The 21,834-nt window shown below is 73.2% G+C and carries 20 protein-coding genes and 2 tRNA genes; 6 read left to right on the forward strand and 16 right to left on the reverse strand.

Annotation, left to right across the window (positions count from 1 at the left end):
• Positions 1-92: 92 nt before the first annotated feature.
• Entirely contained in the window at positions 93-2,291 is a 2,199-nt protein-coding gene (locus tag AC07AB_RS37150) for an elongation factor G-like protein EF-G2 (RefSeq protein ID WP_478576527.1), read from the forward strand.
• A 172-nt stretch (positions 2,292-2,463) separates the two neighbouring features.
• Positions 2,464-4,113, forward strand: coding sequence for a hypothetical protein (locus AC07AB_RS37155; RefSeq protein ID WP_478576529.1), 1,650 nt, complete (start codon positions 2,464-2,466; stop codon positions 4,111-4,113).
• A 101-nt stretch (positions 4,114-4,214) separates the two neighbouring features.
• Here the strand turns inward: AC07AB_RS37155 and AC07AB_RS37160 are convergent, their stop codons facing one another.
• The 9 genes from AC07AB_RS37160 to AC07AB_RS37200 all read right to left on the reverse strand — a co-directional run bounded on the left by AC07AB_RS37160 (position 4,215) and on the right by AC07AB_RS37200 (position 15,976).
• A complete protein-coding gene (locus AC07AB_RS37160; protein WP_478576454.1) occupies positions 4,215-5,396 on the reverse strand; it encodes a YncE family protein in 1,182 nt (393 codons plus the stop codon).
• Positions 5,393-6,199 (reverse strand): polysaccharide deacetylase family protein, encoded by an 807-nt coding sequence (locus tag AC07AB_RS37165; protein WP_478576455.1) that lies wholly within the window; start codon positions 6,197-6,199, stop codon positions 5,393-5,395. Before AC07AB_RS37165 ends, AC07AB_RS37160 begins: the two co-directional genes overlap by 4 nt.
• Before the next feature lie 226 nt (positions 6,200-6,425).
• Positions 6,426-7,484 (reverse strand): NAD(P)/FAD-dependent oxidoreductase, encoded by a 1,059-nt coding sequence (locus AC07AB_RS37170; protein WP_478576456.1) that lies wholly within the window; start codon positions 7,482-7,484, stop codon positions 6,426-6,428.
• Positions 7,485-7,515: 31 nt separating this feature from the next.
• Positions 7,516-9,741 (reverse strand): LodA/GoxA family CTQ-dependent oxidase, encoded by a 2,226-nt coding sequence (locus AC07AB_RS37175; protein ID WP_478576458.1) that lies wholly within the window; start codon positions 9,739-9,741, stop codon positions 7,516-7,518.
• Between the two features lie 198 nt (positions 9,742-9,939).
• On the reverse strand, positions 9,940-10,977 hold the full coding sequence (locus AC07AB_RS37180) for a ferritin-like domain-containing protein (RefSeq protein WP_478576459.1): 1,038 nt from the start codon (positions 10,975-10,977) through the stop codon (positions 9,940-9,942).
• 461 nt (positions 10,978-11,438) lie between these two features.
• Positions 11,439-11,999 carry an HIT family protein gene (locus tag AC07AB_RS37185; RefSeq protein ID WP_478576461.1) on the reverse strand — a complete coding sequence of 187 codons (561 nt, stop codon included), beginning with the start codon at positions 11,997-11,999 and terminating at the stop codon, positions 11,439-11,441.
• 83 nt (positions 12,000-12,082) lie between these two features.
• The gene (gene thrS, locus AC07AB_RS37190; RefSeq protein ID WP_478576463.1) at positions 12,083-14,071 is read right to left on the reverse strand and encodes a threonine--tRNA ligase; all 1,989 of its coding nucleotides are present in this window, start codon (positions 14,069-14,071) and stop codon (positions 12,083-12,085) included.
• Between the two features lie 154 nt (positions 14,072-14,225).
• Positions 14,226-15,410 carry a hypothetical protein gene (locus tag AC07AB_RS37195; RefSeq protein ID WP_478576465.1) on the reverse strand — a complete coding sequence of 395 codons (1,185 nt, stop codon included), beginning with the start codon at positions 15,408-15,410 and terminating at the stop codon, positions 14,226-14,228.
• Positions 15,410-15,976, reverse strand: coding sequence for a DUF4365 domain-containing protein (locus tag AC07AB_RS37200; protein ID WP_478576466.1), 567 nt, complete (start codon positions 15,974-15,976; stop codon positions 15,410-15,412). Before AC07AB_RS37200 ends, AC07AB_RS37195 begins: the two co-directional genes overlap by 1 nt.
• Positions 15,977-16,138: 162 nt before the next feature.
• Between AC07AB_RS37200 and AC07AB_RS37205 the strand changes: the two genes are divergently transcribed.
• Positions 16,139-16,870: an exonuclease domain-containing protein gene (locus AC07AB_RS37205; protein ID WP_478576468.1), complete on the forward strand. Its 732-nt coding sequence runs from the start codon at positions 16,139-16,141 to the stop codon at positions 16,868-16,870.
• Between the two features lie 8 nt (positions 16,871-16,878).
• Here AC07AB_RS37205 and AC07AB_RS37210 read toward each other — a convergent pair whose 3' ends face one another.
• The 4 genes from AC07AB_RS37210 to AC07AB_RS37225 all read right to left on the reverse strand — a co-directional run bounded on the left by AC07AB_RS37210 (position 16,879) and on the right by AC07AB_RS37225 (position 18,022).
• A complete protein-coding gene (locus tag AC07AB_RS37210) occupies positions 16,879-17,055 on the reverse strand; it encodes a hypothetical protein (RefSeq protein WP_478576470.1) in 177 nt (58 codons plus the stop codon).
• Positions 17,056-17,250: 195 nt separating this feature from the next.
• A tRNA-Val gene (locus AC07AB_RS37215) sits at positions 17,251-17,322 on the reverse strand.
• An 84-nt stretch (positions 17,323-17,406) separates the two neighbouring features.
• A complete protein-coding gene (locus AC07AB_RS37220; RefSeq protein ID WP_478576472.1) occupies positions 17,407-17,883 on the reverse strand; it encodes an SRPBCC family protein in 477 nt (158 codons plus the stop codon).
• A gap of 67 nt (positions 17,884-17,950) precedes the next feature.
• A tRNA-Val gene (locus tag AC07AB_RS37225) sits at positions 17,951-18,022 on the reverse strand.
• A gap of 338 nt (positions 18,023-18,360) precedes the next feature.
• Here AC07AB_RS37225 and AC07AB_RS37230 point away from each other — a divergent pair.
• Complete coding sequence (locus AC07AB_RS37230; protein ID WP_003959770.1) at positions 18,361-18,774, forward strand: SsgA family sporulation/cell division regulator; 414 nt, start codon at positions 18,361-18,363, stop codon at positions 18,772-18,774.
• 204 nt (positions 18,775-18,978) lie between these two features.
• Positions 18,979-19,536: a CGNR zinc finger domain-containing protein gene (locus AC07AB_RS37235; RefSeq protein ID WP_478576473.1), complete on the forward strand. Its 558-nt coding sequence runs from the start codon at positions 18,979-18,981 to the stop codon at positions 19,534-19,536.
• A 51-nt stretch (positions 19,537-19,587) separates the two neighbouring features.
• Here the strand turns inward: AC07AB_RS37235 and AC07AB_RS37240 are convergent, their stop codons facing one another.
• Complete coding sequence (locus AC07AB_RS37240; RefSeq protein ID WP_478576474.1) at positions 19,588-19,728, reverse strand: hypothetical protein; 141 nt, start codon at positions 19,726-19,728, stop codon at positions 19,588-19,590.
• Between the two features lie 94 nt (positions 19,729-19,822).
• Positions 19,823-20,275 carry a hypothetical protein gene (locus AC07AB_RS37245; protein WP_478576476.1) on the reverse strand — a complete coding sequence of 151 codons (453 nt, stop codon included), beginning with the start codon at positions 20,273-20,275 and terminating at the stop codon, positions 19,823-19,825.
• A gap of 164 nt (positions 20,276-20,439) precedes the next feature.
• Here AC07AB_RS37245 and AC07AB_RS37250 point away from each other — a divergent pair, with 164 nt between their 5' ends.
• Positions 20,440-20,967 carry a DsbA family protein gene (locus AC07AB_RS37250; RefSeq protein ID WP_478576478.1) on the forward strand — a complete coding sequence of 176 codons (528 nt, stop codon included), beginning with the start codon at positions 20,440-20,442 and terminating at the stop codon, positions 20,965-20,967.
• Positions 20,968-20,984: 17 nt separating this feature from the next.
• On the opposite strand, the gene AC07AB_RS37255 is transcribed toward AC07AB_RS37250, so the two are convergent.
• Complete coding sequence (locus AC07AB_RS37255) at positions 20,985-21,815, reverse strand: GNAT family N-acetyltransferase (RefSeq protein ID WP_478576480.1); 831 nt, start codon at positions 21,813-21,815, stop codon at positions 20,985-20,987.
• Positions 21,816-21,834: the final 19 nt, after the last annotated feature.

Consider the following 21,834-nt stretch of genomic DNA (forward strand, 5'->3'; position numbering starts at 1 on the left):
GTCCCGTTACGGCCGCGTGTGCGATGTATGGACGCACCATGTCCCCGGTGGAAAGCTCGACCTACCGCAGTGTCGACCGGGAGGCGAGACACATGGGCGACAAGACGAGTACGCACCCAGGGGCCGCCGGCAGGGCAGTGGCGGCCGACCGGCCCAGCTCCGTGAGAAATGTGGTGCTGGTCGGCCACAGCGGGTCCGGGAAGACGACCCTGGTGGAGGCCCTGGCGCTGGCGACCGGCGCGGTGAACAGGGCCGGACGGGTCGAGGACGGCGGCTGTGCCTCCGACTACGACGAGATCGAACACCGCCAGCAGCGCTCGGTACAGCTGTCGCTGGTCCCCGTGGAGTGGGGCGGCATCAAGATCAACCTGCTGGACACACCCGGCTACGCCGACTTCGTCGGGGAGCTGAGGGCCGGTCTGCGAGCCGCGGACGCGGCCCTCTTCATCGTTTCGGCCGCCGACGGCGTGGACGGCGCCACCCGCATGGTGTGGGACGAGTGCGCCGCGGTGAACATGCCGCGCGCCCTGGTCGTGACCCATCTGGAGGCCGCGCGCGCCGACTTCGAGGAGATGACGGCGGTCTGCCGGCGGGCCCTCGGCGGCGACTCCCCCGACTCCGTGCTGCCCTTGTATCTGCCGCTGCGCGGCATCCAGAGCGCCGACGGCCACCCGGCCGTCACCGGGCTCATCGGGCTGCTCTCCCAGCGGGTCTTCGACTACTCCACGGGCGTACGGACCGACAACCCGCCGGACGCGGAGCACCTGCCGCTGATCGAGGAGGCGCGCAACCGGCTCATCGAGGGGATCATCGCCGAGAGCGAGGACGAGACCCTCATGGACCGCTACCTCAGCGGCGCGGAAGTCGACGTCAAAACGCTCGTGGAAGACCTCGAACGCGCCGTGGCGCGCGGCCGGTTCCACCCCGTCCTGGCCGCCGCCCCCGCCGCCGAGGGCGCCCGGCAGGGCCTGGGCACCGTCGAGCTGCTGGACCTGATCACCGGCGGGTTCCCCACCCCGCTGGAGCGCGAGGCGCCCGCCGTCACGCATCCGAGCGGCGCCCGGCGGGCCCCGCTGGCCTGCGATCCGGCGGGCCCGCTGGCCGCGGAGGTCGTCAAGACCTCCTCCGACCCGTACGTCGGCCGGATCTCGCTGGTCAGGGTGTTCTCCGGGACCCTGCGCCCGGACGAGACCGTGCATGTCTCGGGGCACGGCCTCCAGGACCGCGGCCACGAGGACCACGACGTCGACGAGCGGGTCGGCGCCCTGTCCTCGCCGTTCGGCAAGGTGCAGCGCTCCGTCCCGGAGGCCATCGCGGGCGACCTGGCCTGTGTGGCGAAGCTGAGCCGCGCGGAGACCGGCGACACCCTCTCCGCCAAGGACGAACCGCTCCTCATGGAGCCCTGGGTGATGCCGGACCCGCTGCTGCCCGTGGCCATCGAGGCGCACAGCAAGGCCGACGAGGACAAGCTCTCGCAAGGGCTCGGCCGCCTGGTCGCCGAGGACCCCACCATGCGGCTCGAACAGAACCCCGACACCCATCAGGTGGTCCTGTGGTGTCTGGGCGAGGCCCATATGGACGTCGCCCTGGAGCGGCTGCGCGCCCGGTACGGCGTGCAGGTCGACGCCGTACCGCACAAGGTCTCGCTGCGGGAGACGTTCGGCGGGAAGGCCGCGGGGCGCGGGCGGCACGTCAAGCAGTCCGGCGGCCACGGCCAGTACGCGATCTGCGAGATCGAGGTCGAACCGCTGCCGCCCGGCTCCGGCATCGACTTCGTCGACAAGGTGGTGGGCGGCGCCGTGCCCCGGCAGTTCATCCCCTCCGTGGAGAAGGGCGTGCGCGCCCAGGCCGCGCGCGGCCTCGCCGCCGGGTACCCCCTCGTCGACGTGCGGGTCACCCTGCTCGACGGCAAGGCCCACTCGGTGGACTCCTCGGACGCGGCCTTCCAGACCGCCGGCGGCCTCGCGCTGCGCGAGGCCGCGGCCGACGCCCGTATCCACCTGCTGGAGCCGGTCGCCGAGGTCCGGGTGCTGGTCGGCGACGCGTATGTGGGGGCCGTGATGAGCGACCTCTCCGGGCGGCGCGGCCGGGTGGTGGGCACCGAGCAGTCGGGGGCGGAGCGGACGCTCGTACGGGCCGAGATCCCGGAGATCGAGATCGGCCGGTACGCGGTGGACCTGCGGTCCCTCTCGCACGGCACCGGGCGGTTCAGCCGTTCGTACGCGCGCCACGAGCCGATGCCGCCGCAGCTCTCCGACCGCATCCGGGAACAGGCCGAGAACGGTCGATAGTTCGCAAGTCGCCCGCCTCAACTCATGTGCGGCGGGCGGCTTCCCGGTCTCCGGCGACACGGGGTGGACACCGCCGATACGCTGGTGCGGCAGCTCACAAGGTGTGGCGTGGGCAGGAGTCGGGAACAGACCGCATCACCAGGTGTGCGCGGCGTTGGGGGCGGTAGTGACAATAGGGGACGCGTTCGACTTCAGCCCGGGGGCACAGGTTCCGCTTTCGGGCGCGGCCGGGCAGACGGCGGCGACGCAGGCGATCGCCTCCGCGGCGTACCGGGACGGCCCGATGGAGGAGCTGCTCAAGGCCAACTCCGACACGGCCACCTCCGAGGTGCAGAAGCCCCGGTTCGCGCTGCTCGAACCCAACCTGGGCGAGGCGTTCTCCCGCGCCGTGCAGAAGCGCATGATCGACGCCGGGCGCAAGCCGCTCATCCAGTCCTTCGGCATCGAACCGCAGACCGTCGTCGAGCACTGCCTGGCCGCGCTGCGCATCCGCAAGCAGCGCGACACCCGGCTGACCGTGATCATGCTCGTCTTCGGGCTGCTCTTCCTCCCCGGCATGCTGCTGTGGCTCGGCGGCTTCCAGCTCCGCCGGCTGATCGCCGGGGCCCAGAACAAGCGGGCCGGCGTGCTGGGCACGGCGCTGCTCCTCGCACTCGCCGTCCTCGGCGTGATCTTCATGATCCGGCTGCCGTTCAACGGCTTCTGGGGCATCTATCTGCGCGCCATGCTCATCGCGCCGCTCATCGGCGGAGTCTGGGCGAAATCCGTCTGCGAGCGCACCGCGAAGGACCTCCGCGACCGCTGGAGCGGCCTCCTCGCGGGCGGCGGGGTGGGCGCGAAGATCCCCGAAGCGGTGCCGAAGAACCCCGGCGAGAGCGCGGCCGAGCGCCTCCGCCAGAGCCTGGCCCACATCAGCGCGGAACAGCGCAGCAACGTCGTCTACTACGCCGGCCCCAAGGGCATACTCGGCATGGGCACCCGCTGGGGCAGCTGGCAGCTCGCCGAGGACCTGATCCCGCGGGATCCGGACAAGGAGATCCACCCCTTCCGCAGCTGGGACGTCGTGCGGGCGATGCACGACCAGCTCCAGCTCCTGGAGCGCAGCCCGCTGCACACCGGCGGCTTCACCCCGCCGTTCGTGGAGCACTGGGTGGTCTCCCCCATCGGCGAGGGCGCCTCGGAGGTCTCGCGCCCCGGCGGCGGCGACAAGGGGTCGTACGAGATACGCGGCTCGGAGCTCCAGAAGATCTGCAACGAGCAGCAGTTCGGCAGCGGCAACCGGCACTACCTGGGCGTTCAGTTCGTGCTGTGGGACGGCCAGCTGGTGATCACCCTGCTGATCACGGTCACGGTCCTGCACAAGACCCTGCGCATCGAGATCACCGGGCACGCGCTGGGCCCCGTGCATCCGATGTTCTCGAACAAGCCCAAGGCCCGTACGAAGGAGATCAAGGGGCTCAAGTTCTGGGCGCCGACCCACAAGACGCTGCCGATCGTGCACGCCCGCGAGATCGCCCGGCTGACGGCGCGCGCCCCCTTCACCTGGTACCCCCCGCTGCTGGAGTACTGGGGCGGCAAGCTCAAGCTCCCCGAGCCCTTCGGCCTGCGGCACGCCTGGGCGGACAAGCCCTGGCGGCACCGGTTCATGGCGGACGACGCGATGCGCGCGGCCACCCCCGTGCTGCGGGTGGTGCACGAGGCGGCGCTGCACGTGCTGGCGGATCACGGCGTGGACATCACGAAGTTCGGCAACCGGGCGGCGTTCCTGAGCGGCGCGGTCCAGGACCCCTCGCCGCGCAAGGCGGACGACTACGCGGGCTGAGTGCCCGATCCGCACCCCTCGCCGTCGCCCCGCTGTCGGCCGTGCACCGGTCGTCCACAGCGCCCCGCCGCTGACGGCGGCCGGCGCCCCCGCCGCCGCCGTCAGCGGAAGATCCCCGTGTGCCCGAGCGAGTAGCGGCCGGGCTGCGGGTAGACCGCCAGTCCGTGCGGGCCGCTGCCGACGGGGATACGGGCGAGCTGGCGGCCGCTGCCGGTGTCGATCGCGTACACCTCGGAGTTGTACCGGCCCGAGAGCCAGAGCACCTTGCCGTCCGCCGACACCCCGCCCATGTCGGGGCTGCCGCCGTCCGGCAGCTTCCACTTCTTCACCAGTTTGCGGCTGGGCAGGTCCAGGACGGAGATCGTGCCCTCGCCGCGGTTCGAGATGTACATCGACTTCGAGTCGCGGGAGACATAGAGCCCGTGCGCGCCCTTGCCGGTGCGCATCAGGCGCGGTTCGGTGAACTTGTCGCCGTCCAGGACCCATACCCCGTCGGCCATCATGTCGGCGATGTACCAGGTCCTGCCGTCCGAGGAGATCTTCACGTCCTGCGGCATCGCGCCCTTGAACGGCAGTTTCCGGTGGCCGGTCACGCGCATCGCCGCGGTGTCCACCTTCAGCAGCTCGCCGGAGAACTCGCAGGAGACGATGAAGTACCGGCCGTCGGGTGAGAAGTCGGCATGGTTGACGCCGTTGCAGCTCACCGGGACGGTCTTCCTCACCGCCATGGTGTGCGGGTCCCGGAAGACCAGTTCGCGGTCCATGGAGGCCATGACCACGGCGTATTTGCCGTCCGGCGTGAAGTAGAGGTTGTACGGGTCGTGGACCTCGACCGGCTTGCCGGTCTTCCCGGTGGCCGGGTTCAGCGGCGTGAGCGAATGCCCCAGGTCGTTGTTGACCCACAGCGTCTTCAGGTCCCAGGACGGCACGACGTGCTGCGGCTGCCTCCCCACCGGGATCGTCTCGATGACCTTGTACGTCTTCGGGTCGATGACGCTCACCGTGTTGGAGTTGGTGTTCGGCACGTACACCCGGGACGGGAAGTCCTTGACCACCGGGGACAGGGCGTTCGGCCGGTCCGCCGCGTACAGGTCGTGCGGGTCGAGCAGCGGGGGCATGCCCGGCAGCCCGCCGCTCGGGGGGTGGCTGGAGGCGGGCGGCCGCGGGCCGCGGTCGGCGGCCTCGTTCGAGGAGCCGCCGCCTCCGCAGCCCGCCGCGAGCAGGGCGCCGGCGACGGCCAGCAGGGCGGTCCGGCGGACGGTGCGAGGAGTGGGCCCGGTCATGAGGTCAGCAGCTCCGTAGTGGTCACGGCGCGGAGCCCGCGCCGGTGCAGACCGTCGAGGATGCCGGGCAGCGCGGTGAGGGTACCGGCGTGCCCGAAGTGCAGGGACACCACCGAGCCGGGCCGCACAGCGGCCAGGACGGTCCGGCGCACGGTCTCGCCGCCCGGGTCGGTGAAGTCGAGGGAGTCCACGTCGTACGCCAGGACGTGCGGGTAGCCCGCTCTGGCGGCCAGCCGGGTGACCCGCTCGGTGGCGTACTGCGTGCGGGAGGGCCGGAACCAGCGGCCGATGCCGCCCGTGAGCCGGCGCAGCCGGTCGGCGCACTCGGTGATCTCGGCGTACGCGGCGGCGTCGGACATGGTGGAGATGTCGAGGTGGCGCATGGTGTGGTTGCCCAGCTCGTGCCCGCCGTCCAGCACCCGGCGGGCCATCCGCGGCGCTTCGTCGAGCCATTCGCCGACGGCCAGCACGGTCAGCCGGGCCCCGGCCCGCTCGGCCTCGGTGAGCAGCGCGGTCGCGAGCTTCGGATCGCCGCGGCCGTGGAAGGTGAGGGCCACCGCGGTCCCGGCGCGCGGCCCGTGCGCGATCTGGGCCGGGAGGCCCGCGGGCAGCGTGCGCGGCGCCGTCGAGGTCGGTGCCGCCGGTACGGGCGTGGGCGCCGGGGCCCGGGCGGCCGACGGCGCGTGCCGGGCGTCGGCGGCGGTGTGGTCCCGCGCGCAGCCCGGCAGCAGCGCCGCGGCGGCCCCGGCGGCGGTGGTCCGTACGGCGGCGCGCAGCACGCCTCGGCGGTGGAGGAAGGTCACCGAACCATCAGACCGCCTCTGCCCCGGATGCGCGCGCTGATCCGGATTTCGGGTGAATCCCGGCCGGATAACGTCTGCCCGGACCCGCTCGGGGAGGTACGGCCATACGGCCGTACGGGCCGGTGGGGCGCGCCGTCTCCTGCGGCCGGTGTCGCGGATCGCCGCCGGCCGGAACGGAGCGGGGCGGGGCGGGGCGGGGCGGGGCGGGCTCCCCGGAGGGCGGCGCCTATCCGCCCGACGCCCGGCGCCGCCAGAAGGGCTCGGCGGTGTAGCGGGGCGCGGCGGCGGCGTGGACGGCGCGCCGGAGGGCCAGGTGCCGGGCGAGCGCCTCCCGGACGAGGCGGGCGTAGGCGGTCGCCGTGCGCGGGTCGCGGCGCAGGAGGCCGAGGGCGGCGGCGGCCGCGGGCCGGGCGAGGTCGAGGGCGTGGTGCAGGCCGGCGGAGGAGAGCGGGTCGAGGGCCAGCGCGGCGTCGCCCGCCGCGACCAGGCCGTCGGCCCAGGGCGGGTCCGCGCAGCCGACGGGGACGGCCCGGACGGCGGCCGGGGGCGGCAGGGGGAGGTCCGCCAGGCGCTGGGCGGTGCGGGGCGGCGGCGTCGGGGCGGCGCGTACGGCTGTGCGGTCCTGGACGCGCATCAGCGTCAGGCCGCCGCCGGGCGTCGGCGCGCTGTACCACCAGCCGTCGGCCACCGCCTCGACCAGGGACCACGACTGGCGTCCGGCGTCGGCGGGGCGGGCGCGCCAGACGGTGCAGCGCAGCCGGTCGGCCGAGTGCCAGTGCAGCCGCCGGGCGAGGGCCCGGGCCGCGCCGGTGGCGTCGACCAGTACGGCCGCGGGGCCCGCCACCGGCTCCGGGCGTCCGGCCGGCGACACGGCCGTCAGGTGCCATCCGCCGGGCCCGCCCGCCGCCTTGACGTGTGCCCGCAGCGTTCGGACGCCCGCGCGGCGGGCGGCGTCGCGCAGGAGGGCGTCCAGGGCGGCGCGGTCGACGGCCAGCGGCGGGCCGTACGCGCTGAACAGGGCGGGCCGCAGATCCACGGCGCTCTCGTGGGACCAGACGCTGCGGGCCTCGTGGACGGGGGCGGCGGCCGGGGCCGTCAGCCGGTCGGCGACGCCGAGGTCGCGCAGCAGAGGCAGGGCTGCCGGGGACAGCTGCTGTCCCACCGGGCGCCACGGGCCCCGGCCGTCGTCGACGAGGACGACGCGGGCGCCCGCGGCGGCGAGGTGGCAGGCCACCGCGGACCCGGCCGGGCCGCCGCCGACCACGGCCACGTCCGCCCGGGTCATCCGCGCCGCCGGGACCGGCCGGCGGGCGGGCTCATCGCCCGTCGCCGACGGGCAGGAAGCGGTCGCGGGCGTAGGGGTGGCCCAGGCGGGAGCTTCCGGTGATCCGCAGGCGCAGGGGGCCGGCCGCGCCGTCGCCGCCCGCGGCGGTGTGCGCGCCCGGGTCGCGGGCCCCCGCCGGCGGGGGCCCGTCGCCGCTCGCCAGGGTGTACGCGCCGGGGGCGCCGCCCCCCGCCAGCGGCAGCTCGTCGCCGTCGGCCGTCACGAGGACCGCCTCGCGCGGCGGACGCCCGTCCAGGCCGGTGGCGACGGTGAGCGCGCCGTCCGGGGCCCGTGTGGCGGAGGCGCCGCCCAGGTGGACGCGGGAGTCGACGGCGACGGCGACCTGGTAGGCCACGGAGCCGGCGCCGCGCGGCGCGCTGACGCTCAGCCGCCACAGGCCGGCGTCGGCGTAGCGCCGGGGCAGGGCTTCGACGGGCAGCGCGACGCGCAGGACGAGGGCGTCGTCGTAGCGGATTCCGGTGCGGCGGGGGTCGTCCTCGGCGAGGGGGCCGAGGGGGCTCGCGAGGCGTACGTCGAGGTCCTGCGGGACGGGCGCGCGCACGGTGATCTCGATGGCGCGGTCCTCCTCGGTGAGCCTGAAGCGCCAGGTGTGCTCGGTGTCCGCGGTGAGCTCGCCCCGGCCGTAGAGGGCCAGGTCCTGGCCCGTGAGCCGGCTGACCGGCTGCCAGGCGGCGGTCGTGGCGGCCGGCGCGGCCGGGGTGCTCCACTGGCCCTCGGGCGGCGGCAGCTGGGGGCTCTCCGTCCAGGCCGTGCGCTCCGTCTCCCGGTAGTCCCCCGCCTCGTCGGGCACGACGAAGCCGAGGCGGTGCCAGTTGTCCGCCATGGCGTCCGCGTTCTCGGCCCACTCACGTGTCCAGTCCTGGTAGCCGCTCTGGCCCCTGGGGATCGCCTCGTTCGGCCGGGGGATCGGCCACCACTCCCTGCCGCAGGCTTGGAAGTCGGCCTGCCAGGGCAGGGCCATCCGGCTGGTGACGTCGCCTGGCTCCACCGTGTGCGCGAAGCGCAGGCTCGCGATGTCCCCGCCGGACCAGTGGCCGGGTTCGAGGAAGAACGCCCCCGCCTCGATGCCCGGGAAGAACGCCTTGCCGACGCATGCCTCCAGGGCCGCCCGGTCGAGTCCGCCGGGGGTGACGGCTCTCGGTGCGTCGGCCCGCCAGTCCCGCAGGAAGTTCCCGTCGCGCCATTTCTGCAGCACGGCGAGCTGACGTCCTGTCAACCGCGAGTCGTCGCCGCTGAGGCGGGGCATCGTTCCGTCCGGGTTGCCGTCCTTGCTGAGCCAGCTGTCGATCTTGCGGCGGGCGTAATAGCCGTACAGGGGCTCCGGCCAGGAGATGTGCTGGCCCGCCGCCGCCTCGAAGACCGCCTGCATGTGCCGGGCGCGGGCCAGCACCGGCTGGATGTCGAAGGTGTACGAGGGGACCTCGTCATCGGCCGGCGGGCGGTAGAGGTCCTCCAGCCGGTCCCACAGGGTGACGACGGTGTCCAGGTGCGGGGCGTACTTGGGCGGCGTGACGACCGCCCACGCCCGTACGGCCCTGAACTCCCGCGACTCGCCCGCGCAGTCGACGCGCACGACGGCGTCGACCGGGCCGTCGGAGGTGCTGTCCCACCAGCCGTCATTGTTGAATGATTCGTCCAGCGGGCGGTGGAGGGGTGAGCCGGCGCGTCCGTCGCCGCCCAGGACCAGGAGGCGGCCCTCCTCGTCGGTGCGCAGCTCCCCGAGGGCCACCCGCTCTGTCACGCCCTCCAGCGTGATCTCGCCGACCGCGCTGGGCCCGTGCTGCCCGGGTCCGCTGATCCGCATCGGCCCGGGAGCGATCGTCAGGGCCTTGCGGCCCGCCTCGTCGTGCGGCTTCTCGGGCTCCCGCTTCTTGTTGCGGTAGCCCTCGCTCCCGAACCCCTGGGCGCACGCCTTCTTGTTCACGAGGCTCACGGTCCACTCGACGCTGACGCCGTCGCGGTGGGTCAGCTCGACCCACCGGTCCCCGGCCTCGTTGAAGCCGTAGCAGCGGAACCGGGCCGCCTGGCGCTTGACGCGCCCTTCGTCGTCCTTGAACAGGCCGCCGTCCGGCGCGGGGGCGGCCCCCGGGATCTCGGGCCCGGTGAAATAGCCGTCCGGGCTGTTGCCGACCCGGGCGAAACCGATGCCCGGGTGGACGCGCACGGAGTGGATGTCCTTGAGGTCGAGGCTGGTCATGGCTCTCCCGGTGACGGAGCGGTACGGGCTCGGACGTGCGGCCGGGCGCGCCGGGCCCGTACGCCGGACGGTCGGCGCGGCGGGGGCCGGAGGGCGCGCCGCGGAGGCTGGGGGCGCGGAGTAGGGGCGTACGGGCTCGGGGTCTTGAGCGGACCGGAGGCCGGGTCTCGACCGGGGGTGCGGGCGCCGGGGAGTGGTTCAGGCGCGGTGTACGGGCCGGAACTCCGGTCCGCGGATCTCGCCGGCGGAGTCCTTCTGCAGCCCGATGAGGCGGGCCGCGGTCTCGGCCACCGCGCCCATCGCTCTCATCGCCTCCGTGACGTTCTTCTCCTCTGCCGGGCCGCTCCACAGGGCTTCGAGGTCCGCGAGGAGCCCCCCGTAGGCCGCGTTGCAGTCGTCCAGAGCGGCGCGCAGGCCGTCGGCGGCTCCCCAGCCGCCCGCGGGCACCTCGCCCAGCGGGTACAGGGCCGGCCGTGCGACGGCCTCGCCGGTGAAGTCCCACTTGTTCTGGTGGGGCGGGGGCAGCTGCCGCAGCCGCCTGCCCTTCCAGTGCTCGGCGAAGCGGTAGTAGTGCGCGCGGTCGGCGGGGTCGGTGCTCCCGTTGGGGGACACGCTGGTGCCCTCGCCCTGTTCCCGGATGGTGCGCATGGCGGCGAGGGCGCTCTCCTTCGTGTCGGCGCGCCGCAGCATGTCCCCGCCGATGTGCCCGCTGACCTGGACCCCGCCTCCGAAGCCGTACTTGTCGGCGATCGCGGGCAGCTCCTTCTCGATCTCCTTGTAGAACTGGCCGATCGTGGGGCCCTCGGCGAACGGCGTGACCGGCTTCTCCGGTTCCTCGATGTCCATGAACCCCTTCAGCGCGTCCCCGGGGTCGGCGATGCCGCTCGCCACCCCCTTCAGCGGAACGACGAGGCCCGCGCGGACGCCGCCGGGCAGCTCGCTCGGGTAGGCGAGCGCGGCCGCGGCGATGGACGGCCGCCCCTCCGCGGCGGTGAGCATGTTGCACGCCAGCCCCATGTGCAGCATCTCCTGCCAGGCGATCCCCAGCAGGGCGTCCGCCAGCTCGGAGGAGGGGTCCCGGACGGACCAGTACGCGTAGAGGTACGGCGGGATGGTGGCGAGCTCCAGCGCGACGGCGACCTGGAGGCACTCCCGCAGCCACTTCTTGTCGCGCTCCGGGGGCGCGACAGCCAGCAGGTCCGCGATCGACGCACTGGTCACGGCGGTCTCGCTCATGGCGGTGGTCCTCCTTCGGGGCAGCGGTCCGAGGACGGCGTGGGCTGCCCGGGGCACGCTCCCGCGCCCCGTCCCCGGCCCGGTGACGGGAAGCGGGGCATGGGGTTGTACGGGCGAGAGCACGGGCGCGGCCACGTCGACGGCAGAACCAATTACCCACGGCGACGGCGCGGGTGAGCGCATCTGCGCTCCGCGTCGGCGGAGTCCATCCGTTCAGCCGCACCCGCATGACGCCCCGTCAGCCCGATCGGCCGACGCGGCCCGCGCGCCGGGCGCGGTCCTCGGGGTTCCGGCCCGTGATGGTGAGGCCGCCGCCGACCGGGCCGCGGGCGGCGCGGCATCGCGGGACGCTTCCTCGACCGCCTCAAGCGGTGGCGCACCACGACACCCCGCCGAGTGTCACGGGGCAGCCGTCTTCCCCGCACCGCCCCTGATCCGGGGCCGGCAGGCGAGGAGGGGATCTAGCCGAGCGGCCAGGCGTCCGCGAGCATCTGGCGGGTGTCCGCGAGGAGTTGGGGCAGCACCTTGGTCCGGCCGACGACCGGCATGAAGTTGGTGTCGCCGCCCCAGCGCGGCACGACGTGCTGGTGGAGATGGGCGGCGATGCCGGCCCCGGCGGTCGTGCCCTGGTTCATGCCGATGTTGAACCCGTGCGCGCCGGAGGCGGCCCGCAGCGCGGTCATCGCCCGCTTGGTGAACTCCGCCAGCTCGGCGGTCTCGGCCGCGTCCAGCTCCGTGTAGTCGGCGACGTGGCGGAACGGGACGACCATGAGGTGGCCGCCGTTGTACGGGTAGAGGTTGAGCACCGCGTAGACGTGGGTGCCCCGCGCGATGACGAGCCCGTCCTCATCGGATTTCGACGGAATCGTACAGAACGGACAGCCGTCCTCGGCCCCGGGGCCGGTCGGCTTGTTCTCGCCCTGGATGTACGCCATCCGGTGGGGCGTCCACAGTCGCTGGAAGGCGTCCTGCGTCCCCACTCCGATCTGCTGTTCCGGCTCGCTCGTCATGGTGTGCAGCATATGACTTCGCCCGAACGGGACGTCGCCCCGGGGCGGTCCTGAACCACCTCGGGGCGACGTGCGACCGCTGCCGGTCCGTACGGTCAGACCTGCACGCGGTCCTCGACTGCCTTGACGATCTCCGCGAGGGCCTCGTCGACGGGCACGCCGTTCTTCTGCGAGCCGTCGCGGTAGCGGAAGGAGACCGCTCCGTTCGCCACGTCCTCGTCCCCAGCGATGATCATGAACGGCACCTTGCTCTTCTGGGCGTTCCTGATCTTCTTCTGCATCCGGTCCGACGAGGCGTCCACCTCGACGCGCAGCCCCTTGGCCTTCGCCTTGGCGGCGAACTCCTGGAGGTAGGGCACGTGCGCGTCGCCGATCGGGATGCCGGTGGCCTGCACGGGGGCCAGCCACGCCGGGAAGGCGCCCGCGTAGTGCTCCAGCAGCACCGCGAAGAACCGCTCGATCGAGCCGAACAGCGCACGGTGGATCATGACCGGCCGCTGCTTGGTCCCGTCCGGCGAGGTGTACTCCAGGTCGAAGCGCTCGGGCAGGTTGAAGTCGACCTGGATGGTCGACATCTGCCATGTACGGCCGATGGCGTCGCGCGCCTGTACCGAGATCTTCGGGCCGTAGAAGGCCGCGCCGCCCGGGTCCATGACGAGCTCCAGGCCCTGCTTGCCGGCGGCCTTGCGCAGCGTCTCGGTGGCCTCCGCCCAGTTCTCGTCCGAGCCGATGGACTTCTCCGGGTCCTGGGTGGACAGCTCCAGGTAGAAGTCCTCCAGGCCGTAGTCGCGCAGCAGGTTCAGCACGAAGGTGAGCAGCGAGTCGAGCTCGTCCGCCATCTGCTCCTTGGTGCAGTAGATGTGCGCGTCGTCCTGGGTGAAGCCGCGGGCCCGGGTCAGCCCGTGCACGACGCCGGACTTCTCGTACCGGTACACGGTCCCGAACTCGAACAGCCGCAGCGGCAGCTCGCGGTACGACCGCCCCCGCGCGTCGAAGATCAGGTTGTGCATCGGGCAGTTCATGGGCTTGAGGTAGTAGTCCGTGCCCTCGTCGAGCTGCATGGGCGGGTACATGCCGTCGGCGTACCAGTCCAGGTGGCCGCTCTTCTCGAAGAGCTTCCCCTTCGTCGCGTGCGGGGTGTAGACGAACTCGTAGTCCGCCTCTTCGTGCCGCTTGCGGCTGTAGTCCTCCATCGTGCGGCGGATGATGCCGCCCTTGGGGTGGAAGACGGCGAGGCCGGAGCCGATCTCGTCCGGGATGGAGAAGAGGTCCAGCTCGGAGCCGAGCTTGCGGTGGTCGCGCTTCTCGGCCTCGGCGAGGAATTCGAGGTGCGCCTTCAGCTCGTCCTTCGTCGGCCAGGCGGTGCCGTAGATCCGCTGGAGCTGCTTGTTCTTCTCGCTGCCCCGCCAGTAGGCGGCGGCGCTGCGCATCAGCTTGAACGCCGGGATGTTCCGGGTCGTCGGCAGGTGCGGGCCGCGGCAGAGGTCCTTCCAGCACAGCTCGCCGGTCTTGGCGTCGAGGTTGTCGTAGATCGTCAGCTCGCCGGCGCCGACCTCCACATTGGCGCCGTCGGCCGAGTCGACCGCGGCGGCCGAGCCCTTGAGGCCGATCAGCTCCAGCTTGTACGGCTCGTCGGCGAGCTCCGCGCGCGCGTCCTCGTCGGTGGTCACCCGGCGCGAGAAGCGCTGGCCGCGCTTCTGGATCTCCTGCATCTTCTTCTCGATGCGCTTGAGGTCGTCCGGGGTGAACGGGGTCTCGACGTCGAAGTCGTAGTAGAAGCCGTCCTTGATGGGCGGGCCGATGCCCAGCTTGGCGTCCGGGAAGAGGTCCTGCACGGCCTGCGCCATGACGTGCGCCGCCGAGTGGCGCAGGATGTTCAGGCCGTCCTCACTGGCGAGCTCGACGGGCTCGGCCTCGTCACCGTCGGCGAGCTCGTACGCGAGGTCCTTGAGCTCCCCGGCCACGCGGGCGGCGACGACCGTGCGCTCGCCCTCGAAGAGCGCGGCGGCCGTCGTGCCCGTCGTGACCACTCGCTCTTCCGGCTCGGCGGAATCGCGTTTGATGATCACACGGACGTCTGACACCGGTAGCTCCTGACACATGGGTCGTGCGGCAGCGGACACTGCGCACGGTGAATCGTACCGAGCCGTGCGACCGCATCGCGAAACGGTTTGGCCAGCGCCCTCCCGCCCGCGTCACGCCGAGGCCCGCTCCCCCGCCCGTCCCGAGCCGAAGCCCCTACTCGCCGCCGCACGCCCCCTCGAAGAAGTCCAGGTTCTCGTGCGCCGACTTCAGCAGCCGGTCGCGCTCCGCCTCGTCGACCCGCACCGGGGTGACCCCGCCGGCTCCGGTGACCCGCCGGAAGCCGCCGCGGCTCTCCAGCCGGCCGCTGACCCGGATCGGCAGCCCCACCAGGTGGGCGTGGCCCGCGAGGCGGTAGTCGTCCTCGTCGAGCGCGACCCGCACCTGCGCCACGTCGGCCCCGGAGAGCACCCGCAGCCGTACGCTCCCGGGCCCGGCCGGGCCCTCCCGGCGCAGCCGCACCACGGCGCCGGTCAGCCGTACGGGCACGGAGGGCTCGTCGCGTACGTACCGGGCGCCGGCCTCGCGCAGGGCGGGGAGGTCTCCGGGGGTGAACTCCACCGGCTCGGGCCGGGCCGCGAAACCGTCGTGCGGGCCCTTGGCCGGCGACCAGTCCAGGGCGATCCGGACGCCTTCGGAGCCGCGGACGAGCAGCACGAGCGCCTCGGTCAGCTCCTGGCACACCCCGGCCTCGACCGCCGCGTCGAACGCCTCCATGCCGCCGGTGGCGCGCTGGTAGTCGGTGGCGTCGCGGGCGGCGTGCAGGGCGCGCAGCAGGGTCGCGACGGTCGGGCGGCCGTCCGCGACCGGTACGTACACGGTCAGTTCCCGGCCGCCGGGCGCGGGGCCCACCAGGAGCCGGTCGAGGGCGGTCTCCGCGGCCCGCCGGTGCCGTGCGCCGTAGTAGCCGGCGCGGCCGCGGGCGGCGAGCGCCCCGGCGAGCAGCATGGCGCGGGCGCCGTCGCGCAGCCGCTCCTGGGCGCTCCAGGCGGCCGCGCCCCCGGCGGGCTCGGGCACCTCGCGCCGCCAGTGGATCTCGTCGCTCGGCGTGGCCAGGGCGACGAGCACCTCCCGGGCGGAGGGCGCGGCGCTGCGCTCCAGCGCGGTCAGCGCCTCGGCGAGCAGGTCGACCGCGTCCGGGAAGCGGCGGTCGTCGGGGACGAGCAGGCTGGTGCCGTTGCCGGACCCGCCGGGCGGGGCCCAGTGGCTGTAGCGCCCGGCCGCTCCCCCGCGCCGCCGCCAGCCGTGCCGGGCGAGCAGCGCCCCGAGGACGGCGGGGTCGACGTCCTCGGGGGTCAGGGGGCGTGTGGGGTGGGCGGACTGGTCGGTCGGCCGGTGCATCAAGGGGTTCCTCCCTCCCCGACCCGCGTCATGATCTCGCAGAGCGCGCGGTCGTCGAAGACGCGCGTGGTCGGAATCCGCACGGTGGTCCTGCGTCTGCCCGTCACCGGGTGTCCGGCCAGGTTGGTCCAGTAGCAGCAGTGCCGCAGTTCGAGGCGGTCGTGGCAGGCCCGCAGCCACGCGTCCTGGGTACGCGGTACGAGCATCACGACGAGGATCTTGTGGACGGCGACCGGGGTGCGCGCGAGCTTGGCGAGGTGGCCGTTGTCGAGGGTGAAGGAGAAGGCGGGACCGCTGGGCCGGGGCGGTATCTGGTACGTGCATTTGAGCTGCACCTTGATGGTCGCCTCGTCGTCGACGGCGTGGCCGGGCGCGCTGTGGCTGACGTGCCAGTCGATGCCACTGTCCGGGAAGGGCTGGGCCAGCGAGCAGCCCGCGGCGGCGGTCACGGCGTGCAGATAGCCGACTTGCAGGGTCTCCATGCAGGCGGTGGTGGCGAGCGAGCCGCGCGGCGGTGCGAGCCGCCCGGGCGACAGCCCGCCCGGGTCGGGCTGCGTGAGCACCATGGCCGAATTGACCTCCGGGCTTCACCGATCCATCGGGTCCGTACACCTGTGTTGTCTCCTCGCGAACTAACCGCCAAACAGGGGCGGTTCGGACACGCCGTTCCTCGGGTATCACCCGGTGGGGCGGGGAGTCGGTCAACTGCGAGGTGAATGCGAGGAGTTGTGGACAAGCCGTGCTGGTACGAGGGGCCGCTCGCCGCCTTCGACACCGAGACCACCGGGGTTGACGTCGAGAGAGACCGCATAGTCTCGGCCGCCCTCGTGGTGCAGCCCCATCCGGGCAGTACGCCCGCGGTCAGGCGGTGGCTCATCGATCCCGGGGTGCCCGTCCCCGTCGGCGCGACGGAGATACACGGCCTGACCTGGGCCTATCTCCAGCACCACGGCCGGTGGCCGGCACCGGTGCTGGAGGAGGTGGCACGGGCGCTGGCCGCGGTGTCGGCGCGCGGCACGCCGCTGGTGGTGATGAACGCCCCCTTCGACCTGACGCTGCTGGACCGGGAGCTGCGGCGGCACCGGTCCGCGACGCTTTCGGACTATCTGGGCACGTTCTCGCTGTGCGTGCTGGACCCGCGGGTCCTCGACAAGCACCTCGACCGCTACCGCAAGGGCCGCCGCACACTGACGGACCTGTGCGCGCTGTACGGCGTCGAGTTGACCGGCGCCCATGAGGCCGCGGCCGACGCCCTCGCCTCACTGGAGGTCGTACGGGCCGTGGGCCGCCGCTTCGCGACCCGGCTGGGGCGGCTGAGCCCGGCCGAGCTGCACGCCCGGCAGGCCCTGTGGCACGCGGCCCAGGCGCGCGGCCTCCAGACGTGGTTCGCGACCCAGGGGGCGCAGGAGACCTGCGACCCGGCGTGGCCGCTGCGCCCCGAGCTGCCGGCCGCCGCCTGAGGGCGCGCTCAGCGGACGCGGCGGGTGGTCCACAGGCCGACGCCCGCCCCCAGCGCACAGAGCCCCGCCATCACGCTGAGAGTCAGCTGAAGCGCGCCGTCGCCCATCAACAGGCTCGCCGCCACATTGACGGCGAGGCAGGCGGTGAACACCGTCCAGAGCGTGGCCCTCATCGCTGCGTTCATGTCTTTCGCCCTCCGGAGTCAGGCGGCCGTGCGGCCGTTCTCGAACTCCTCGAACGTTAGGCGCGGGCGGTGGGCCCGGAGAATGGGGAACGCACCCGTCCCATGGTGTACCTCGCTACACCCCTGCGATCACGGGCGGCGCCCGGGTCAACGACGAAGGCCGGTCCGTCTGTTGACGGACCGGCCTGTTCGGGGTGGGCGATACTGGTTTCGAACCAGTGACCTCTTCGGTGTGAACGAAGCGCTCTCCCACTGAGCTAATCGCCCGATCGTCCGGCGGGGTCTCCCCTCGCGGAACGCCCTGAACAATACAGGCCGCGGCCGCCGTACTTCAAATTCCCGGGGCCGTTCTCAGCCTTCCCCCGGGACCGCGGCCAGCGCCGCCCGCAGCCCGCGCCGCCCGCAGCGCATCATCCAGGCGTGGTTGGCGCGGAATACGGGCCGGCCCGGGATCGCGAGCCGGCGCATCAGCGGCTTGGACACCTGGACCTCCTGTTCGAAGCGCACGCGCGAGCCGGCGCCGCGCGCGGTCACCGTCCAGCGCGCCCAGCCGCACAGGTCGCCGCTCATCCCGATCTCCAGTACCCGGGCGGCGGGATCGCTCCGCCGCTCGCGGGCGGTGATGACCAGGTCGTACGGGAGGAAGGACCGGAAGCGGACGGTACCGCTGCGCTCGCCGGCGGGGCGGACCTCCCGCACCTGGGGCCACCAGCGGGGATACTCCTCCGCGCGGGCCAGGAGCGCGTAGACGGCGTCGGGCGCCGCGGCCACGGGCCAGTCGCTGCGGAACCGGTAGCGGTGCAGGGCTGCGGCCCAAGGTCGGATCATGCCCGCCAGCGCACACAAAAAGCCGGAAGTCCGCAAGGGGTGAGCCTCACGGACTTCCGGTCGGGGGTGGGCGATACTGGGTTCGAACCAGTGACCTCTTCGGTGTGAACGAAGCGCTCTCCCACTGAGCTAATCGCCCCCTGCGCAGGGCAAACATTACCGTATGCCGGACAGTGGCCGTGACCATGGCCGGGGCGGTCCCCGGCGGCGGGGCCCACCGCTCACCGGCACCGCGGGATCACTCTCCACCGTCGGCCACGTCGCCACCACGTCAATACCGCGTCGACGCCGCGTCAACATGACGTAGCGCGATGTTCACCGAAACGGCGGTATACAAGCGGGGTGAGTACGGCCGTCCGAGCTACCCGAAGCCCCGCAAAGCGGGCAGAGGGGTTTACAACGACACCGTAGGTGGCATGTCGATTTCGCCGACGTGCGAATCCCCGAGCGCACACTGAGCGAAAGGCCCTGGCGCTTATGAACACCACGGTCAGCTGCGAGCTGCACCTGCGCCTCGTCGTGTCGAGCGAGTCCTCACTCCCTGTACCCGCAGGTCTGCGGTACGACACGGCCGATCCGTATGCCGTGCACGCCACCTTCCACACCGGAGCCGAAGAGACGGTCGAGTGGGTCTTCGCCCGCGACCTGCTCGCCGAGGGCCTGCACCGGCCCACGGGCACCGGCGACGTCCGTGTCTGGCCGTCCCGCAGCCACGGTCAGGGCGTCGTCTGCATCGCGCTGAGCTCTCCGGAGGGCGAAGCCCTGCTGGAGGCCCCGGCGCGGGCCCTGGAGTCGTTCCTGAAGCGGACCGACGCCGCGGTGCCACCCGGCACCGAACACCGTCACTTCGACCTCGACACCGAGCTCTCCCACATCCTGGCCGAGAGCTGAGGCCGGACGGGAGCCGACGAGAGCACCGAGACCAGAAGCGGCCGTCCTAACTCGGGGGGACGGCAGCCCGACCAGCGCACATGACGGACAACGGCGCCGTCGCCGCGGAACCACCGCGCGCGACGGCGCCGTCGTGTCGTGGAGCCGCTAGAGTCTGCTCCCTCGAAAGCCAGCCGCCCGTCCCAGTCGGCCAGGGAGCGAACCGTGCTGATCAACCACGACGCCCGGTGCGCACTCGACGCCGTCGTCAATCTGGTGAACACCGCCCCCCAGGGCGGCGACCACGACGACCTCGCCGACCCGGCCGGGCTCCGCCGGTACGTGGCGAGCTGCGACTTCAGCGACGTCGGCCCGCTCGGCACCGCGGACGTGGCGGCCGTACGGTCCGTACGGGAGCGGTTCGCCCAGGTCTTCGCCGCCCCGGACACCACGAGCGCGGCCGCGCTGCTCAACACGATGGTCGCCGAGGCGGGTACCACGCCCCGGCTGACCGACCACGACGGCTACGACTGGCATGTGCACTACTTCGCGCCCGGCGCCTCGCTCGCCGACCACCTGGCCGCCGACGGCGGCATGGCCCTCGCGTTCCTGGTGGTGGCCGGTGAGCGGGAGCGGCTGCGCAGGTGCGAGGCCCCGGGCTGCGGGCGCGCCTTCGTCGATGTCTCGCGCAACCGCTCGCGCCGGTACTGCTCCAGCCGCACCTGCGGGAACCGGCTGCACGTCGCCGCCTACCGCGCGCGCCGCCGGGAGACCGCCGGCTGAGCCCCGCGCACCGCGCCGCCGCGGGCGGCCGGTCCGCCGCGGTCCGCGGCCTCACCACGGGTAGAGGTCATGCGCCGCTGTGAGCAGGATCAGCGTGGCGATGAATGCCAGGAAGAACATCAGCGGCGGCTGGGAAAGGGCGAAGAGGCAACCGCGCGGTTCCTCGGCCATCTCGGCCTGTTCGTCGTTCATCTAGGCCAGATGATGACGCAGCCGCACCCCGGGCGGAGATCAACACGCCCGTACCATCGGCGAGTTCGTCAGATCCCGTGCTTTTCCGGATCCGTCAGATCCCGTGCTTTTTCAGGATTGCCTCGATATCGGAGAAGTCCTCCCCGCCGGCCGCCTTGCCCTTCGGCTTGGCCACCGCCGCGGTGGGCCGGGCCGCCTCGGGGGCCTGGCCGAGCGAGGGGGCCGAGGCCGCCGGGGCCATCGCCTCGCGCTGCTGCGCCGCCGCCGCCCGCCGCTCCTTGCGGGTGCCGCCGCCCCGGCGCTCGACGGCCCTGGTCACCATGAAGAGCACGGCCGAGAGCGCGAGCACACCGAAGCCCAGCCAGACGCTCGGCTTGAAGACCAGGTCCTTGACCCAGTCGATGACGCCCGTCATCACCAGGCCGACGGGGACCAGGGCATAGGCCGCGATCCGGGCCGCGGCGAGAAAGCGCTTGCGGTACGCCGTCAGCAGGGCGATACCCAGGCCCGCCGCGGACACCGCGGCGCATATGGTCGAGGTCAGCATCAGGTCCTCCTGCCGATGGGGTCTCGTCTCCTATCCTGCACCGAGCCGCCCCCGGAGTGCCACGATCCGAGGTGGGCGGGGGCATATCTCGGGGTGATCTAAGGGCAGGGCTCCTCCCCAGGTCCTGGTTCCAGGTGGGCCGCATCGACTGGAAGACTGGCTCCATGAGCCACTCCACCCCCAGCCACCCCGCCCGCCCCGTGCTCGACGTCTGGTGCGAGCTGCAGTGCCCCGACTGCCACCGGGCCCTCGGCGACCTCCACGCGCTGCGCGCCCGCTACGGCGACCGGCTGGAGATCCGGCTGCGCCACTTCCCGCTGGAGAAGCACCAGCACGCCTACGAGGCCGCGCAGGCCGCCGAGGAGGCCGCCGCGCAGGGGCAGAGCCGGCCGTACGTGGAGGCCGTGCTGGCCCGGACCGAAGAGCTCGGCGCCCGGGGGCGGCCGGTCCTGCTGGAGGCGGCCGCCGAGCTCGGCCTGGACGCCGAGGAGCTCGACACGGCGCTCGTCGACGGCCGGCACCTGCTGATCGTCGACGCCGACCAGGCCGAGGGCAAGGCCATCGGCGTGACGGGCACCCCGACCTATGCGATCGGCGGGGAGCTGCTCGACGGCGGCAAGAGCCAGGAGGGGCTGCGGGAGCGGATCGAGGAGATCGCCGACCGCCTGCTCGCCGAGGGCGACCAGGGCTGAGCACCCGCGCCCGCCGGTTACAACAGCGGCTTGTAGAGGTAGATTTCGGCCGCTTCGTAGCCCAGCGACTCGTACAGCCGCAGCGCCGGGGTGTTGTCCGCGAACACGTTGAGCTCGATCCGGTCGACCCCGGCCGCCAGGCACTCGCGCTCGGCCACCAGCATCAGGGTGCGGCCGTGCCCGTGTCCGCGATGGCCGGGGTCCACCTCGACGTCGAAGACGAAGCCGCCCGGCCCGTTCGGGTTGCGCAGCCGGACCCAGAGGGCGCCGACGTCCGCGCCGTCGTGGGACAGGAGGCGGAGCACCGTATGGGCGGTCTCCGCGCCGTCCGGGAGCGCCGACGCGTGATCGGCCTCGGACTTGGCCCGGGCCTCGGCATGGGCCATCCCCCGCTCCACCAGGCTCTGGACGTACCCCTCCTTCGCCGACGCCGCCCAGGCCGGGAACTCCGCGGGGCCGATCGCGCGGGCCACGCTCCCCGGGGGCAGCGCCGGGGCCGCGGTGAGCGCCTTGGCCATGCCGCGGCTGCGCTCGGTGTAGCCGAGCGCGGCGGCGAGCGAGAGGGCGGGCCCCGCGGCGGCCGGGATGCTCAGCTCCGCCCGGCTGCACCCCCAGCCGCGCAGTACTTCTTCGGCGGCGAGCGCGGCGACCGTGCCGCGGCCGCGGTGCCGGTCGGCCTCGTCTATACGGAGCCGGACGATCCGTCCCACGGACGAGCCGAAGCGGTCGTCCATCGCCAACTGGATGACGCCCACGGCACGGCTGTTGACGCAGACCTCATACGGACGGGAGCGTCCGCCGTGCTCGGTGCGCTGTTCTGCTGCGGTGGGCCGCAGGGTGGTGGTCACGGTGATGTTGTACCTGCCC

It is taken from the genome of Streptomyces sp. NPDC044033, from assembly GCF_056434425.1.

Coding starts and splice junctions, on each gene's coding strand:
- AC07AB_RS37220 (WP_478576472.1), bottom strand. CDS start 17,883: ATGATCCGACCTTGGGCCGCAGCCCTGCACCGCTACCGGTTCCGCAGC.
- AC07AB_RS37230 (WP_003959770.1), top strand. CDS start 18,361: ATGAACACCACGGTCAGCTGCGAGCTGCACCTGCGCCTCGTCGTGTCG.
- AC07AB_RS37250 (WP_478576478.1), top strand. CDS start 20,440: ATGAGCCACTCCACCCCCAGCCACCCCGCCCGCCCCGTGCTCGACGTC.
- AC07AB_RS37200 (WP_478576466.1), bottom strand. CDS start 15,976: ATGGTGCTCACGCAGCCCGACCCGGGCGGGCTGTCGCCCGGGCGGCTC.
- AC07AB_RS37160 (WP_478576454.1), bottom strand. CDS start 5,396: ATGACCGGGCCCACTCCTCGCACCGTCCGCCGGACCGCCCTGCTGGCC.
- AC07AB_RS37150 (WP_478576527.1), top strand. CDS start 93: ATGGGCGACAAGACGAGTACGCACCCAGGGGCCGCCGGCAGGGCAGTG.
- AC07AB_RS37185 (WP_478576461.1), bottom strand. CDS start 11,999: ATGCTGCACACCATGACGAGCGAGCCGGAACAGCAGATCGGAGTGGGG.
- AC07AB_RS37240 (WP_478576474.1), bottom strand. CDS start 19,728: ATGAACGACGAACAGGCCGAGATGGCCGAGGAACCGCGCGGTTGCCTC.
- AC07AB_RS37195 (WP_478576465.1), bottom strand. CDS start 15,410: ATGCACCGGCCGACCGACCAGTCCGCCCACCCCACACGCCCCCTGACC.
- AC07AB_RS37210 (WP_478576470.1), bottom strand. CDS start 17,055: ATGAACGCAGCGATGAGGGCCACGCTCTGGACGGTGTTCACCGCCTGC.
- AC07AB_RS37180 (WP_478576459.1), bottom strand. CDS start 10,977: ATGAGCGAGACCGCCGTGACCAGTGCGTCGATCGCGGACCTGCTGGCT.
- AC07AB_RS37175 (WP_478576458.1), bottom strand. CDS start 9,741: ATGACCAGCCTCGACCTCAAGGACATCCACTCCGTGCGCGTCCACCCG.
- AC07AB_RS37245 (WP_478576476.1), bottom strand. CDS start 20,275: ATGCTGACCTCGACCATATGCGCCGCGGTGTCCGCGGCGGGCCTGGGT.
- AC07AB_RS37170 (WP_478576456.1), bottom strand. CDS start 7,484: ATGACCCGGGCGGACGTGGCCGTGGTCGGCGGCGGCCCGGCCGGGTCC.